The organism is uncultured Chitinophaga sp. (genome assembly GCF_902168175.1).
Classification (GTDB): Bacteria; Bacteroidota; Bacteroidia; order Chitinophagales; family Chitinophagaceae; genus Chitinophaga.
Map to the genome: position 1 here is coordinate 1 of NZ_CABHOU010000012.1, position 14,690 is coordinate 14,690.

A 14,690-nucleotide genomic window follows, 5' to 3' on the forward strand; every position below is an offset into this window, starting at 1 on the left:
ATGATGCCCGCACTGGACATCAGGAATAAAATCAATACAAACCATGCGATCGGCGAAAAGAAGAAATACCGTAATTCCGCCCGCGCTATATTAAAAACTACTCTCATTACTATAAGATTGAAGAAGAATTTGATGATAATTGTTTGAATACATCGTCCATACCGGAAGATTCTGTTTGAATAGCAGTGAGTCTCCAGTTTTTCTCTGCGCTTTTCCTTACAATTCTTTCTGCCAGGTCGTCGTTGGGCTGAAACCAGATGCGGCACTTGTTGTCCGGCAGTAACTCTACTTTCTGCACATCTTCTATGGCCATCAATTCTTCGGGTGCAGGCATATGAAGCATCCTTACTACCAGGGTATTGGGCTGCAGGATGTTGTTGAAAGCATCGAGGGTATCGGAAAACACCACCTGTCCTGCTTCGATCATGATGATTTCTTTGGCCAGCAGGTTGATCTCAGATAACACGTGTGACGACAACAATACGGCACGGTCCTTTGCAATTTCTTTGATCAGCTTCCTGGCTTCAATGATCTGGTTGGGATCAAGACCATTGGTAGGCTCATCGAGAATCACCACTTTAGGATGATTGATGATGGATTGCGCGATCCCTACACGCTGGCGGTATCCGCCCGACAGGTTCTTGATCAGGCGCGAACGCATCTGTGTGATAGACGTTTTCTCCAGTACTTCTTCCACCGCTCTTTTGATCAGGCGCTTTTCCATCAGCCTTAACTGCGCAGAATATTCCAGGTATTCCTGCACGGTAAAATCCATGTACAGAGGCGCCTGCTGCGGCAAAAAGCCGATCTGCTTTTTATAGGCGATAGGATCATCTTTGATGTTCAATCCGTTGATAGAAACATTGCCTTCCGTTTGCAGCAGGGTGCCGCAAATAATATTCATCGTGGTCGACTTTCCCGCTCCGTTGGACCCCAGTAATCCGACTACACCGGTATCATTGATCTCAAAATTGATCTCGCGTATTGCCCAGTTACTGGCATACTTATGCGATAGGTTTTCCACCTTTAATATAGGATGCATATAATCTTACTTATGAATTAAAAACTTGGATTAAAAATGACCGATCGTTTTTGCCCTGGCTGAAAAATCGCCCGCAGCCGCCCACGTTCCGGTAACCAGCATCGTACGTGGCTTAAACAACCATTGGTTATTCGGCGTGGTAGCGCCGGGGTACATATTTACTTCTGTTAAGGTGGTCAGCGTGGCGCCTGTTGCATGATCTTTCACTTCAAAAACGAAGTTCTCTATAGAGGTCGTAACAGGCACTTTTATAAAATCCGACAATTGTTCATAGGCGAGATTAGTGACCATAACGCCCGGCACCGGCTCCAGTTGCAGTATATCGATCGTTCGGTTTTCAAAGAGATTGATGATCCGGAGATGGGCCACACTGTCGTTCAGGGTACGGTGAGGCAATGTTTCCTTTACAGTTTTCTGTTTTGCCTGTGTTGGGCTACCGTACACAAAATGCGTAAAAATACCACCTGGCTCCAGTTGCAGACTGGTTTTAAGGAAGGGTTTATTGGGAACGAGCGTATCGTTGTTCCTGAACAACGTAACCGGTTGCACCATTTTTTCGGTAGCATAGTCAAGGGAGTTGCCACTGCTAATATGAGCCAGCCTGGCGTACGCTTTCGGGCTTGTAGTTCCAAAATAGGTAGTGAGGAACGAGGTATTATCGTTAATACCGTTCACGATCGTCAAAGAGGCCGGGTATATCTCTTCCCGTAATTCCTTTTTACAGGAAGTGCCGAGCAATATCATACCTGCCGCTATCATGCCCGCCTGGAAATATTTTTTATAGCTGAATTGAAACATCTTTCTTGATTTAAGGGTGATCACTTTTAGTTGTAGCCTTCATTCTGGGAAAGCTGGTTGCCCAGCAGTCTCTCGTCCGGAGGCACGGGGTACAGCAATTGGTGCTGGCTCCACGGCTGTTTGTAAGATATCTGCGACAGCACCTCGGTCGCCTTGTTCGTCCTTTTCAGGTCGAGCCAGCGGTGTCCCCATTCGGCGAACAACTCTATGCGCCTTTCATGCGCGAGGGTATCTGTTACCTGTTTATCGGTTAATGTATAAGGCAGATCGCCCAACCCCGCACGTTCCCTGATGGCGTTCAGATCATCAATCACCATATTTTTATTGGCCGCGCTGCGCAACATATTCGCTTCTGCCCTCACCAGGTACATTTCCGCGAGTCGCATCACTACATAATACTCAGACCTGTAGCCGCCGAACTCCAGGTTGTTGGAATTGATCTTGTACTTGGCCGGACGAAAACCGGGCGGGTTAAATGGCGTGCCGCCGGTGGCAACCGTCCATTCCGTCTTCCTGTTATCGCCTGCTTCAAAAGCATTCAGTAGCATGGGTGTCATGTAACGGCTTGTCATCGCATGCCCTTCTGGCGTGGCATTGCCCCGTAAGTTCGAAGTGTTGATCTGCTTCAACTGGAAAATAACTTCCTGGCTGGATATGCCGAACACGTTGTTCAGGTTTTCCAGTTTAAATAAATCTGTGCGGCTAATTACATCATTAGCATGCTGCCAGGCTTTTTCATAGTTTTTGTTAAACAGGTACACCCTGGCCAGCATTGCTTTCACATACCATTTGTTGATACGTATGCGCTCAGTGTTGTTACCGTCGTAATTTTCAGAAAGATACCCCGACGCTTCTTCGAGGTCGTTGATGATTTGCTGATACACAGCTTCAGGCTTGGCGGAAGGGAGCTTTTGTGTATTATTATAATCGATGGATAAGGCAAGAGGGATCTTTTCGAACAGGTTTACCAGGTAGAAGAACCCCATGGCCCTTACAGCCAGCGCTTCGCCCAGCACACGTTTCCGGTAGGCCTGTGTAAACTCTTTGGACGTAGAGGCCTTCACCCCTTCTATGAGCGCGTTAGCATTGAAAATACCCTTATAGGCCGTTTTCCACATTTTTGAGGAAAAGCCCACGTTCAACAATGTAATCTTGTTGGATAGTTCCACATAGTACTCGTACTGCCCGTTAAGCGAAGGGTGATATAATTCATCCGCCGAATGCCCGGCAGCCATCGTAATTCCGCCGGCGCTGTATAAATTGGTGCCCAGCGGCATCAGTCCAGAAACTTCCTGCTCTCCCCCGTTAATCATGAAAGAGTATAACCCGTTCAGTGCAACAGATGCCTGATCGTCGGTCTGGAACACCTGGTTGGTGGTGATTGAATTTATCGGGTCTTTTATATCCAGGAGTTTATCGCACCCTGTTAGCAACAGGCCTGACAATAAAACACCGGCTGCAGTTATATTGAAAGCAATTTTTTTCATACGATTGATTTTAGAAGCTTAGTCTCACATTAGCAGCAATCCTTCTGATCTGCGGCGTAGTGCCCAGCTCAACATCCGTCATCCGGTATTGCGTGAGTTTGAAAATCTTTGATGAATTCACGGACAACGTACCCTGCTTCATACCCACCTTCTTTAACCATGCTGCCGGCAGTATATACGACAGGCTCAGGTTGTCCAGGCTTACATATGAACCTTTGGCATAGTAGGCATCCGATCCGTACATTACGCCGCTGTTGGTAGTGGTATACTTTGCGTAAAGGGCTTTGTCGCCCGGCTGTTGCCAATGCCTTTTGGCAATTTCATCGTACAACACCATGTTATTCATACCACCGTACCCGAGGTTATTTAAATAGTCGGTGGTCAGCGCATTTTCGAAACTGAACTGTGCATCCAGCGACAATACTCTTTTAAAGTCTACCCGAAAGCCGGCCCCACCAAAATATTTCGGGTTCAGGTCAATCACTTTATAATGATCATCCAGCTCCGTGTCGGGGTAATTGGAGCTCGTCATCCCGAGAGACTTGATCCCGTCGCCATTATAATCCTCAAACTCAGGCGTTCCTTTCATCGGGTTGATGCCGATATAACGTGTGTAAGACTTGGAGGTTACGGATTTCCCGATCCTGTACATATCCCTGTAGGGAGATTCTTCCAGTCCTTCGAAAGCCACCAGCGTATTATTGTTCTTACTTACCTGGAAACGGGCGGTGATGCCCCAGGTATTCGTGTTCAGAATGGTTGCATCTAACATCAGCTCCACACCCTGGTTACGGATCACGGCGGGCCAGTTACCCACCACGGAAGAAAAGCCTGTGAATGCCGGCGTTTTAATATCAGTCAACTGCTCTCCGTCTTTGTTGATGTAGAAGTTACTTTCGATGTTCAGCCTGCTATTGAAAAATCCGAGCCTGGCTCCCACTTCGAACTTACTGGCGCTAGACCAACTGTATTTCTGGTTAACAGGTTGTACGAGCGTATAAATAGTCTGATCATCATAGTCTGGTAATGGTTCTATACCCCCTGGAGGAATGTTCGACCAGCGCGACAGGTATTGATAATCGCCCACATTGGCATTGCCCATCACGCCGTACGTAGACCTGATTTTGGCAAACGACAACCAATCTATGTTACCTGCCTTAAACCATTCTTCATTAGATAAAACCCACGAAACTCCGGCAGATCCAAAGTTCCCGAAACGGTTCCCTTCCCCGAAGCGCGAAGAACCATCTCTCCTCCCATTCAGGTTAACGATGTACTTATTCTCCCAGTCGAAGGCAACCGTAGCCAGTACAGAGGCAACTTTCAGCTGCGCAGAATTATTCATGGTTTGCACAAACTGGGCATTCGAATAGCTTTTGATGAGATTGTCGTTAGAGAACATCATCCCCATCACCGTTACCGCATCCTGATCGGCGTAACTGTAATCTGCTGCCAGCGAAACACTCACCCTGGCACCACCGAAAAGCTTCACATAATTTATATTCGGCCTTATGAGCAGGCTCTTTCCGGAACCATTATTAAAAAATGCCATACTAAAGGGAAAGAACATGGGATCTTTTCCGGCTTTAGGCGTATATTGGCCACCCTTATTGGAAAAAAATTCTCCGCTAACACGCACGCCTGCTGTGAAATCCTTGAACACTTCGTAAGTAAACCCGATGTTGGTCTGGCTTTTCAGTGTTTGATTCTCCTGCCAGTTTTTGATGTCCCTGAATGGATAATTAGTACCAAACTGCGTCCGGTAGGGAACAAAATTATACTGCCCGTTCTCGTCATAAATCCATGGCGCATTAGGCGCCAATGAGAAAAAGTCTAACGTAGCGGCAGATTCATTATTTGAATAAGTATTATTGGTAGAGAGGTCCACCATCAGTTTGCCGTTCGGGCTGCGGTGGTTGAAAGACACGCCCATCGTTAAACGATCGTTGCCCCTGCCCTGGTTGTACATCTCCGTGGTGGAGGTATATCCTACACTCACGCGGTATGTATTCTGCAGCATTCCACCTTCCACGCTCAGCTGCACATCATCCGACTGCTGATTTTTAAAGAAGGTACGTTGCCAGTCTCTATAAGCGTTCTGGTCCCATATCGTAAGGTCCGGCGCATTATCCTGGGTAGGTAAAACGGCATCATTCAGCATGGCTTCTTTTCTTACCGCCAGGTACTGGTCGGTATTCATCATATCCATGTAACGCTGCACGCCTGAAAACACTTTAGAGTAGTTTACATTAAACCTGGTAGGGCCCGGCTTTCCTTTTTTAGTCGTAATGAGAATAACACCATTGGCGCCCCTGGAGCCGTATAAGGCAGTCGCGTCCGCATCTTTCAGCACGTCCACGCTTTCAATATCCAGCGGATTGATCATGTACAAAGGACTTTCGGAAATGGAATAACCACCGTTAACAGGTGTACCTGCACCAAATGGGTTAACGGATAAGGTGGCAATCGGCAATCCGTCTACCACATACAGCGGATCTGTATACATATTTTCGTTCAGCACGTTCCGGCCGCGCAATTCTACTTTCCTCGCACCTGCGGTGTTGGCCGTTTGACTGATCCGGAGGCCGGGAACACGGCCTGCGATGGCGTCCAATACATTTACCACAGGCTGCCTTTCGATATCGCTGGCTTTCACCGTAGCGATGTTAGCCGTGCCCTTCCTTTTATTGGTGGTGCCTAACACCGTGATCTGTACTTCATCCAGTTTATTTTCGGAGAGTACCATCTCAAAGTTGTACGCCCTGGCAGCAAGTACCGCCTCAGTTATTTGAAACAGATGATCTACATACCCGATATAACTGACCCGCATCTGGTCGCCCAGCCTTACCGGCAACTGGGCCGACCCGGCGCCTGAGGTCAGGTAGTTCCGTTTGTCGGTAAGATTGCTGATGGTAGCACTGCCCAATGGCGTGTAACCGGCAGCATAAACGAATACATTGATCATTTCCTGTTTCGCCACCGTATCAACCGGTGCAGTGCCCATCTCCATCCTGTACTCTTTCTGAGATACCAGGATGTTTTTGTCAATGATCTTGTAAGTCAGCGACTGGTGTTCGAACACCTTGTTGAGAAAGGTTGTCATGTCGGTTGCCTTGGCACTGATGGTGACCGGTTTTGCGACTGACAAAGCGCTGGCCTTGTACAGGAACACATAATCGGTTTGCGATTCTACGGCTGCAAACACTTTTTCCAGTGCAACGTTTTTACCGTTAAAGTTGATGCTTTGTGAAAGGCCTCTGGCAGATACCTGCAACAGTGCAGCGGTAAGGAGAAAGAATGTTAGCTTCATGACTAACAGAGATTTGGTTGAGCCGCGTTTCCGTGCATAAGGGACCCGCATGCAATAAAAAATAATTTGCATAGATTTGCAGATAACCGTCCCTCTCATAAGGAACGGAATGTTTAAGTGAATAAATAAGCAGTCTTTATCCTGATTTTGGTTATTACATTACTTGAACAACCGCCGGGAGTGTCGCGAGCACTTCCGGTTTCGTTTAAGCAACGTCTTTTACATTCTCTATCTTACATACAAAATATTCCCCTTCAGTTCGAAATTCACATCCATCGTTTCCAGTACTTTCAATACATCTGAAAGGTTCGTATTGCGGTGCATTTTCCCTTTGAAGATTACATTATCCGGTTTTCCAACGTATTGTATCTCTATGTTGTACCATCTCTCCAGTTGGCGCATTACACTGTATAAATCCATGCCGTCAAAATTGAACAGGCCGTTTTTCCATGCGATAATTTTAGTCGGATCAGGTGTTTCCGTGACGGTGAGCGAAGCGCCTTCCGGTGCGTCCTGCTTGCTTAATACGGCAGTTTGGCCGGGTACCAGCACCTTTGGTTTACTGCCTTCCAGTGGTGTTACTTTCACAGCACCGGTTAACAGTGTGGTACGGATCGTTTTTTCGTCGTCGTAAGTATTAATATTAAATGACGTGCCCAGCACCTCCAGTTTCATCTTATCGGCTTCCACTACGAATGGCTGCCAGCTCTTATTAGCTACTTCAAAATAAACCTCCCCGCTCACTTTCACCCTTCGCTCTTTTCCCTTAAAAGCAACAGGGTATTGTATAGAAGATGCTGCATTCAGCCACACTTCGGTACCATCGGGCAGCATGATATGGTACTGGCGACCGTTAGGTGTGGTTATGGTATTATGGGCCGCCCCGTCTGTGGCGGCAGAAGCATCGTATATCAGCTCGTTATTGTTCAGTGAAATTTGCGTTCCGTTCTGGGTAGCGATTTTCCCATCGCCCAAACTGTCTAACACCAACTGCGTACCGTCTGCCAGTGTAAGGATGGCGCCGTTTTTACCCGGGGGAATGTCGTGCTGGGCGGATTTCCGGCCAAACCCGTCGGAAGTTCGCGTATCATTTATCAGCAGAAAATAAGTTGATACACCTAACGCCACTACCAGCGCTGCCGCCGCCCATTTCCATGTGCGAAGGAATTGCATCCGGTGTACGTTTGATTTAACAGGTTTGTTGGCAAGAAAACGTTCCAGCGCCGCGTCTTCGTCAAAACGGGCCATTGCACGCACGTTTTGTTGTTGTACGCCGGGATTGTTCAATTCCATCCATAACTGCCGGTTTTCGTCGCTGGCAGCGATCCATGCATCCAGTTGCTCCTGCTCACCGGCCGTAAGCAAACCCTGTTGCGAACGGGAAATGAGTGCTGCAATGATGAATGGATCGTTAGAAGAAGACGCCATGTCTGTTGTTGTTTATATTATTACAACATGGTATCCCGATCGTACTAAAGGAACCGAAAAAAAATTTAAGCGTGGTGGGAGAACAGGGAAAATAAGGCCAATACAACCGGCGACAGGCGCATCCGCAGCAGCTTCATGCCCCTGGTTTTCTGGTTTTTGACCGTTTGGAGGGAAATAGAAAGGATTTCGGCGATCTGCTCGTTTTTCAGTCCTTCGATGTAACTCATGCGAACGATCTTCCCGCACTGGTCGGGCAGGTTGCTTATTTCGCGGTAAATGACCCTGAAAACCTCCATGCGGATGATGTCCAGGTCGTCCGCGGTGGCCGATTGTTCCTGCTCATGGAGAAATTTGGCCTGGCGTTCCTTACTATGCTGCGCCCCTTTCAGGAAGTTGAGGGCGGCGTTACGGGTCGATTTATATAAGAAATCCTTCAGATGGCGGAGATCCTCGAAGGCATAAGGCTTCTGCCATAATCGTTCAAAAACGTCCTGCACGATATCTTCTGCATGCCCGGGCTCGCCAATAATCGTTTCGGCGTAATGGCAAAGTGCGCTGTAATACTCTTTGAAAATGTAAGAATAATGCGACGTGTTCCCCGCAGTCAATCCCCGCAACAGTTGGTATTCGTTATAAGATGGTTCCTGCGACAAATTTGCAGCCCGATTTTAGTTGACGGTAAAAATAATCAAAAAATCAAGGTATAAAAATGCAAATGACGAACGGGACGAGGGTTCAATGATTTATCCTATTTTCACGTTTCCGGTCCTTTATCAATTCCCGGGAAACCAAATTACAGATGCTTGATCCAGATAAAACGGCCTTCTATATTCATCTCTTTAAAGGAATAGACCCGGCCGACCTGCCCGGCTTAATCAGCGCTACCCAACAACGGCAGCTCGAACCCGGCGATGTATATATCCGTGAAGGAGAAAACAGCCCCAGGCTGGCTTACATCAAAGAAGGCCTGATCCGGTGTTACCATATTAATGAGAAGGGAATCGAAAGCACCGTGCTGCTCAGGTGGGAGGAACAGATCGTCGCCTCCTACGACAGTATTCTCCTGGGGAAGCCGTCGCGTTTTACGTATCATGCCCTGGAAGCCACGTCTATAGTGGAGGTGAATTATGACGTCATACAAAAACTACTAGCCAACAAGCCTGTATTCGAGCAGGCCAGGTATCAATTTGTACTGGATATGCTCGCCCAGTCGCTGGAGCGCATAGAATCGTTCGTACTGCAAACTCCTGAAGAACGGTACCTTCAGCTGATCCAGGACAAGCCCGACCTGCTGCAACGGGTATCCGACAAACACCTGGCTACGCTGCTCGGTATTACACCAGTTTCGCTGAGCCGTATCCGGAAAAGAATTACTTCCAGGTATTCCCGTTAATTATCTTTTGTTAATTCTGCCACCATTCAGCCGGCCTACATTTGTTCCGTAAATTATTTTATATGGAACAACTGGCCACCACATTTGGTGTAATATTCAGCATCACGCTTGTCAGGTATGTAGTACTGGCGGGCATCCCGTTCTTGCTTTTCTACCTGCTGCTGTCGTCCTCGACCGCCAAATACAAAATCCAAACCCGGAAAGCCGTTAAAAAAGACTTCCTGCGGGAAATACTGCACTCCAGCTCCTCCAGCCTGGTATTCGCCGTGATAATGGCTATCGTCCTGTTTACGCCCTTGAAATCATACACCCTGCTCTACACCGATATCCATGCTTACCCACTGTGGTGGCTGCCAGTCAGCCTTGTGCTGAGCCTCGTTATCCACGATACCTACTTTTACTGGATGCACCGCCTGATGCATCATAAGAAAATATTCCGCTTCACCCACGTGGTGCATCACCAGTCGGTAAATCCATCGCCCTGGACGTCCTACTCCTTTCACGTACTGGAAGCAGTTGCAGAAGGCGGTATTTTACTGGTACTTGCCTTTACCCTGCCTATGCACCAGGACATGCTTATCCTGTTTACCGTTGTCAGCCTGATCATCAACGTGTATGGTCATCTTGGGTACGAGATCATGCCAAAAGGACTTCGTAACTCCTACCTCTTCGAGATCATCAATACGTCCGTATACCACAATCTTCATCACAGTAAGTTCAAAGGCAATTACAGTTTGTATTTCCGTTGGTGGGATAAACTGATGAAAACAGAGAATCCTGACTACGTGAAAGAATATGACCGGATACAGAAGCAACGTTTTGGCAGCGGCAAATAACACAGCTCACCGCCTCGTGTAATGCAGCGTAACAACGCCCGAACCCAGCGTTTTTGACGCCAGCAGCTTCAAATTGCTCATCTCTATATTATTATCGAACAAACTGATCCCTGCTCCCAATATCACGGGGTGCAGGGTCAGTTTGTACTCGTCTACCAGCCCGAGTTTCATTAAGCTTTTAGCCAGACCGGGGCTGCCGAATATCACCAAATCTTTGCCCGGTTGCTGTTTCAGTTTGTTAACCTGTTCCACAATGTCGTCTTTGATCAATGTTTATATGATGTAGGCTTGCGCTCATAAGCGTTAGCTTGTGAGGCTGACCTGCATAATAGGGCACTACTAGGCCTTAGGACTAAACACAACAACGTCCCAGCGTTGAGGTTAAATAGTTGTTTGTAACATGAAAGATAATATCGGCCCATTAGCCGATATCATAGATTATCGGTCATAAAGCCGATAATTGGAAATATCGGGATTTTAACCGATTTTAGTAAAATGATAAGTATAATCACAGGTGATATTATCAATTCCAGAAAAGTGGCTAACCAGGATAATTGGATAAAACCCTTAAAAACGGTTTTGTCTAAGTATGGCCGTGCCCCTAAAAATTGGGAAATATTCAGAGGAGATAGTTTCCAGTTAGAAATCTCTAAACCTGAAGAATCTTTCTGGGTCGCCACCTATATAAAAGCGCACATTCGGTCAACTAAGGACTTAGATGTGCGAATGGCAATAGGCATAGGACAAAAAACTTTTACTGCACCCAAAATAACGGAGTCCAACGGACCTGCCTTCATAAATTCCGGAGAACAATTCGAACTACTCAAAAAAATAAGGAAAAACCTTGCCATTAAGTCACCCTGGCCCAATTTAGACAGCGAACTTAATTTAATGATCAATTTAGCTTCAATTGCGATGGACAAATGGAGTCCGTCATCTGCGGAGCTCGTGGTGCTAAGCATGGGCAATGACAATCTTTCACAAAAAGAACTTGGTGAAAAAATTGGCAGAAGACAATCAAGTATAAGCGAGAGACAGTCGAGAGCTCACTACGGCGAAATAGCAGAACTTGAAATTTTCTTCAGAAAAAAAATATTACACCAACTCGAAATACAATGATAATATTGATACAATTTATATTAGCTCATATCATTGGAGATTTTTTTCTGCAGCGTGATACCTGGGTTCATCATAAAGATCAAAAAAAACTCAGATCGATATATCTCTACATTCATGTAATAATCCACTTCTTACTCTTGTTAATTGTCACTGGTAACATTTTGTTCTGGAAAGCAGACAATCTTCTGTGGAAACAAGTAATTTCGATATCTGTACTTCATCTTTTTATAGACGGGATCAAACTGAAATTCCAAACCCCCAAAACAAAAAGCGTATTTTTTTTTATAGACCAGGCAGCACATATAACTTCAATAATACTTGTTTGGGCACTTGCAGAGAAAATACAAATTAATTGGGATGCATTGTCAAATAAAAAAATCCTGGTGCCCGTAACAGCAATTATATTTCTACTGAGGCCAACATCTTTCATTATCCGTAACATAGTATCGCAATGGGCATCCGAGGATAAAAACAGCCTCAACGTCGCTCATAGTACTTCAAAAACAGATACAGAATCGCTAAAAAATGCAGGTCAGCTTATTGGTATGCTTGAACGACTACTTGTACTCGCCTTCATCCTGTTAAACAAATGGGAAGGAGTAGGGTTTCTACTTGCTGCGAAATCTGTTTTCCGATTTGGAGATTTGAAAGAAGCTAAAGATATGAAGTTGACAGAATATATTTTGATCGGTACACTTCTCAGCTTTGGCATAGCCGTGGCAATAGGAGTGATAACAATAGAATTATTGAAATGAAATTTCTCTCATGATGTCTATGAACATTTCACCATTGGAATCCAGCAGTCATTTTAATTACTGCTTGCCGGCAGCTCATCGCTTCGTGTAATGCAGCGTAACAACGCCCGAACCCAGCGTTTTTGACGCCAGCAGTTTCAAATTGCTCATCTCTATATTATTATCGAACAAACTGATCCCTTCTCCCAATATCACGGGGTGCAGGGTCAGTTTGTACTCGTCTATCAGCCCGAGTTTCATTAAGCTTTTAGCCAGACCGGGGCTGCCGAATATCACCAAATCTTTGCCCGGTTGCTGTTTCAGTTTGTTTACTTCGTCCACAATGTTGTCCTTGATCAACGTGGTGTTATTCCAGTCGGCACTGGTCAATGTGGTGGAGAAAACTACTTTAGGAATATCCTGCACCCATTTCGCATGTGCAAGTGAATGCCCGCTTGCGTTCGGGTCGTTCAATACGGTGGGCCAGTAGCCTTCCATTAAGTGATAGGTGTTTTTGCCGTACAGCGGTGCCCCTACTGTTTTAACCAGTTCGTCCGCGAATTGCTGCAGCTCACCGTCATATGACAGGAAGCCGAGGCCGCCGTTGCTGTCACCGGCAAAACCGTCGAGGGAAATATGTGCGAATAGGACCAGTTTTCTCATGTGGATGGTATCTTTTAGGGTCAATATACAAAACTATCGGCGGTATGGCGCGATCGCTGAAACTTGAAAAAAGGCAATGACCAGGGATTGATAATCTCGTAAAAAATGCCTCGTTAATAACAAAGCGGAACCGGTAACAGCCAGACAATGATCAGACCGGGGCAGCGACCGACAACGTTCCTCCAGTCATCCATATGTCTTTTACTTTCCACTTGTTTGAATGTCTGAACATATTCCGTAAGTTGGGTTCATTCTCAACCACAATTCATGCATACCTCGACACCAAATTCGCGCCTGGCCCGATCGCTCCGCAGCCTGCTATCGGCCACCATGCTAACATTGCCACTGTTCACCCAGGCACAACATTCCATTTGGGAAATCGGCAAAAACGATCATACCAGTAACGAGATGGCGCTCGCCCCCGGCAGCTACAAAGATTTCCTGGCACAGGACTTTGGCTGGGAAGACCGTTTTTACCTGGTAGGCCGCGACAGTCCTAAAAAAGACTGGCCCTATGTACTCCCCGGACCGAAAGACGCCTGGGGCGGTACGAGTCCTACGGCAGGCATCCGTACCCATCATGCCAATATCCTGTTCGGCCTCGAAAGCACCCCGCCCAACGGCGATTACAAACTGGTCATCGATCTCTTAGGCTACCAGCACGCAACACCGCCCTGGCTGAAGATCACGGTAAACGGCAAATCCTTCCTGGAAAAACTGCCCCGCAGACCGATGGATAACACGATTACAGGCGACCTGGCCGGAGCTACAGAATACGTTATTACAATACCAGTTCCATCCCAACTGCTAAAACAGGGTGGCAATGACATCTCCTTTACTATTCTGGAAGGCAGCTGGCTTGTATTCGACCAGGTGAAACTGACCGGACCGGCCGGCGTAAAACTCATCCAGCCTGATAAAGTTTTTATAAGAAGCGTAACACCGGCTCCCTACGAACTCCAGGCGACCGGCGTACAACCGTTACTGGTACAAGCAGCACACCTGCGTGGCAAACCAATGCTACAGGTAAAACTGGACGGCAAACAAGTGTTCAGCCAACGCCTCGACACAGCAGCTTATCTATTTGAAGTACCCATGCCCGCAGTGAAGACGGCCCAACAAAGCCGCTATGACATTTACGCGGATGGCGTGCTGCTGCAAACCGGTAAAGTAAACCGCTCACCACAGGCAAAGCAAACACCTGCCGGCTACGTAGATACCAGAATGGGCACAGCCCATTCGCGCTGGATGATAGCACCCGGCCCCTGGATGCCCTTCAGCATGGTGAAACTGAGTCCCGACAACCAGGACGCAGGCTGGCAGGCGGGCTACGATCCGATCTACGAAAGTGTGGGCACCTTTAGCCACATCCACGAATGGACGATGGCCGGCCTGGGCACCCTGCCCGTAAATGGCCCCCTGAAAATTAAGGAAGGCACGCAGCGTAGCGAAGATGATGGCTACCGCTCTCAAATCGATAAATCAACTGAAAAAGCCCCTTTAGGCTCATACGAAGTGGTCCTGAAGGATTACAATATCAAAGCAGAACTAACCGCTACTACGCGCTGTAGCTTTCAACGTTACACCTATCCGAAGGGCACTGACTCCCGGATCATGATCGACCTGCAAATTCCGGCGGAATATGGGTACGACCTTAAAGACGTCACCCTTCGCAAGGTAAGCGACAGGCGCATTGAAGGCGTAAGCCGCCAGTTCACCCCCAACGCCTGGTCCGGCGATGTGAACCAGGATTACAAAGTTCACTTCGTGATGGAATTCGACCGGCCGGTCGGCAAGTTCGGCACCTGGACGAACAAACAGGTAAGCGATAAAGACATTATTTCCTCCGGCCCGGTAAAAGATGCGGGCGCGTTCGTGGA

At 47.1% G+C, this 14,690-nt stretch carries 13 protein-coding genes; 5 read left to right on the top strand and 8 right to left on the bottom strand.

Translation table 11 applies throughout. The annotated features are described in order from the left end of the window. Positions 1-109: 109 nt before the first annotated feature. The 6 genes from QZT80_RS01480 to QZT80_RS01505 form a co-directional block, all read right to left on the bottom strand. Complete coding sequence (locus QZT80_RS01480; protein WP_295116898.1) at positions 110-1,042, bottom strand: ABC transporter ATP-binding protein; 933 nt, start codon at positions 1,040-1,042, stop codon at positions 110-112. 30 nt (positions 1,043-1,072) lie between these two features. Further along, complete coding sequence (locus tag QZT80_RS01485; RefSeq protein ID WP_295116900.1) at positions 1,073-1,840, bottom strand: hypothetical protein; 768 nt, start codon at positions 1,838-1,840, stop codon at positions 1,073-1,075. A gap of 26 nt (positions 1,841-1,866) precedes the next feature. Continuing rightward, on the bottom strand, positions 1,867-3,327 hold the full coding sequence (locus QZT80_RS01490) for a RagB/SusD family nutrient uptake outer membrane protein (RefSeq protein ID WP_295116901.1): 1,461 nt from the start codon (positions 3,325-3,327) through the stop codon (positions 1,867-1,869). A 10-nt stretch (positions 3,328-3,337) separates the two neighbouring features. Next, positions 3,338-6,637 (bottom strand): SusC/RagA family TonB-linked outer membrane protein, encoded by a 3,300-nt coding sequence (locus tag QZT80_RS01495; RefSeq protein ID WP_295116902.1) that lies wholly within the window; start codon positions 6,635-6,637, stop codon positions 3,338-3,340. A 228-nt stretch (positions 6,638-6,865) separates the two neighbouring features. Further along, a complete protein-coding gene (locus QZT80_RS01500) occupies positions 6,866-8,065 on the bottom strand; it encodes a FecR family protein (protein WP_295116903.1) in 1,200 nt (399 codons plus the stop codon). 65 nt (positions 8,066-8,130) lie between these two features. After that, entirely contained in the window at positions 8,131-8,718 is a 588-nt protein-coding gene (locus tag QZT80_RS01505; RefSeq protein ID WP_295116904.1) for an RNA polymerase sigma factor, read from the bottom strand. 146 nt (positions 8,719-8,864) lie between these two features. Here QZT80_RS01505 and QZT80_RS01510 point away from each other — a divergent pair, with 146 nt between their 5' ends. Together QZT80_RS01510 and QZT80_RS01515 are read left to right on the top strand one after the other, a co-directional pair. Next, entirely contained in the window at positions 8,865-9,458 is a 594-nt protein-coding gene (locus tag QZT80_RS01510) for a Crp/Fnr family transcriptional regulator (RefSeq protein WP_295116905.1), read from the top strand. Positions 9,459-9,520: 62 nt separating this feature from the next. Continuing rightward, the gene (locus QZT80_RS01515) at positions 9,521-10,294 is read left to right on the top strand and encodes a sterol desaturase family protein (protein ID WP_295116906.1); all 774 of its coding nucleotides are present in this window, start codon (positions 9,521-9,523) and stop codon (positions 10,292-10,294) included. Between the two features lie 6 nt (positions 10,295-10,300). On the opposite strand, the gene QZT80_RS01520 is transcribed toward QZT80_RS01515, so the two are convergent. Beyond that, positions 10,301-10,564 (bottom strand): dihydrofolate reductase family protein, encoded by a 264-nt coding sequence (locus tag QZT80_RS01520; protein WP_295116908.1) that lies wholly within the window; start codon positions 10,562-10,564, stop codon positions 10,301-10,303. Between the two features lie 225 nt (positions 10,565-10,789). On the opposite strand from QZT80_RS01520, the gene QZT80_RS01525 reads away from it, so the two are divergent. Next, positions 10,790-11,413: a SatD family protein gene (locus QZT80_RS01525; RefSeq protein ID WP_295116909.1), complete on the top strand. Its 624-nt coding sequence runs from the start codon at positions 10,790-10,792 to the stop codon at positions 11,411-11,413. After that, positions 11,410-12,168, top strand: coding sequence for a DUF3307 domain-containing protein (locus tag QZT80_RS01530; RefSeq protein ID WP_295116910.1), 759 nt, complete (start codon positions 11,410-11,412; stop codon positions 12,166-12,168). The genes QZT80_RS01525 and QZT80_RS01530 overlap by 4 nt, the downstream gene beginning before the upstream one ends. Positions 12,169-12,243: 75 nt before the next feature. On the opposite strand, the gene QZT80_RS01535 is transcribed toward QZT80_RS01530, so the two are convergent. Then, entirely contained in the window at positions 12,244-12,810 is a 567-nt protein-coding gene (locus QZT80_RS01535) for a dihydrofolate reductase family protein (RefSeq protein WP_295116911.1), read from the bottom strand. A 267-nt stretch (positions 12,811-13,077) separates the two neighbouring features. Between QZT80_RS01535 and QZT80_RS01540 the strand changes: the two genes are divergently transcribed. Beyond that, positions 13,078-14,690: polysaccharide lyase family protein (locus QZT80_RS01540; protein WP_295116913.1), on the top strand; the 1,613-nt coding region annotated here is incomplete at its 3' end.

Excerpts from the sequence above, each read along its gene's own strand:
- QZT80_RS01480 (WP_295116898.1), bottom strand. The coding sequence starts at position 1,042 with ATGCATCCTATATTAAAGGTGGAAAACCTATCGCATAAGTATGCCAGT.
- QZT80_RS01485 (WP_295116900.1), bottom strand. The coding sequence starts at position 1,840 with ATGTTTCAATTCAGCTATAAAAAATATTTCCAGGCGGGCATGATAGCG.
- QZT80_RS01490 (WP_295116901.1), bottom strand. The coding sequence starts at position 3,327 with ATGAAAAAAATTGCTTTCAATATAACTGCAGCCGGTGTTTTATTGTCA.
- QZT80_RS01495 (WP_295116902.1), bottom strand. The coding sequence starts at position 6,637 with ATGAAGCTAACATTCTTTCTCCTTACCGCTGCACTGTTGCAGGTATCT.
- QZT80_RS01500 (WP_295116903.1), bottom strand. The coding sequence starts at position 8,065 with ATGGCGTCTTCTTCTAACGATCCATTCATCATTGCAGCACTCATTTCC.
- QZT80_RS01510 (WP_295116905.1), top strand. The coding sequence starts at position 8,865 with ATGCTTGATCCAGATAAAACGGCCTTCTATATTCATCTCTTTAAAGGA.
- QZT80_RS01515 (WP_295116906.1), top strand. The coding sequence starts at position 9,521 with ATGGAACAACTGGCCACCACATTTGGTGTAATATTCAGCATCACGCTT.
- QZT80_RS01525 (WP_295116909.1), top strand. The coding sequence starts at position 10,790 with ATGATAAGTATAATCACAGGTGATATTATCAATTCCAGAAAAGTGGCT.
- QZT80_RS01530 (WP_295116910.1), top strand. The coding sequence starts at position 11,410 with ATGATAATATTGATACAATTTATATTAGCTCATATCATTGGAGATTTT.
- QZT80_RS01535 (WP_295116911.1), bottom strand. The coding sequence starts at position 12,810 with ATGAGAAAACTGGTCCTATTCGCACATATTTCCCTCGACGGTTTTGCC.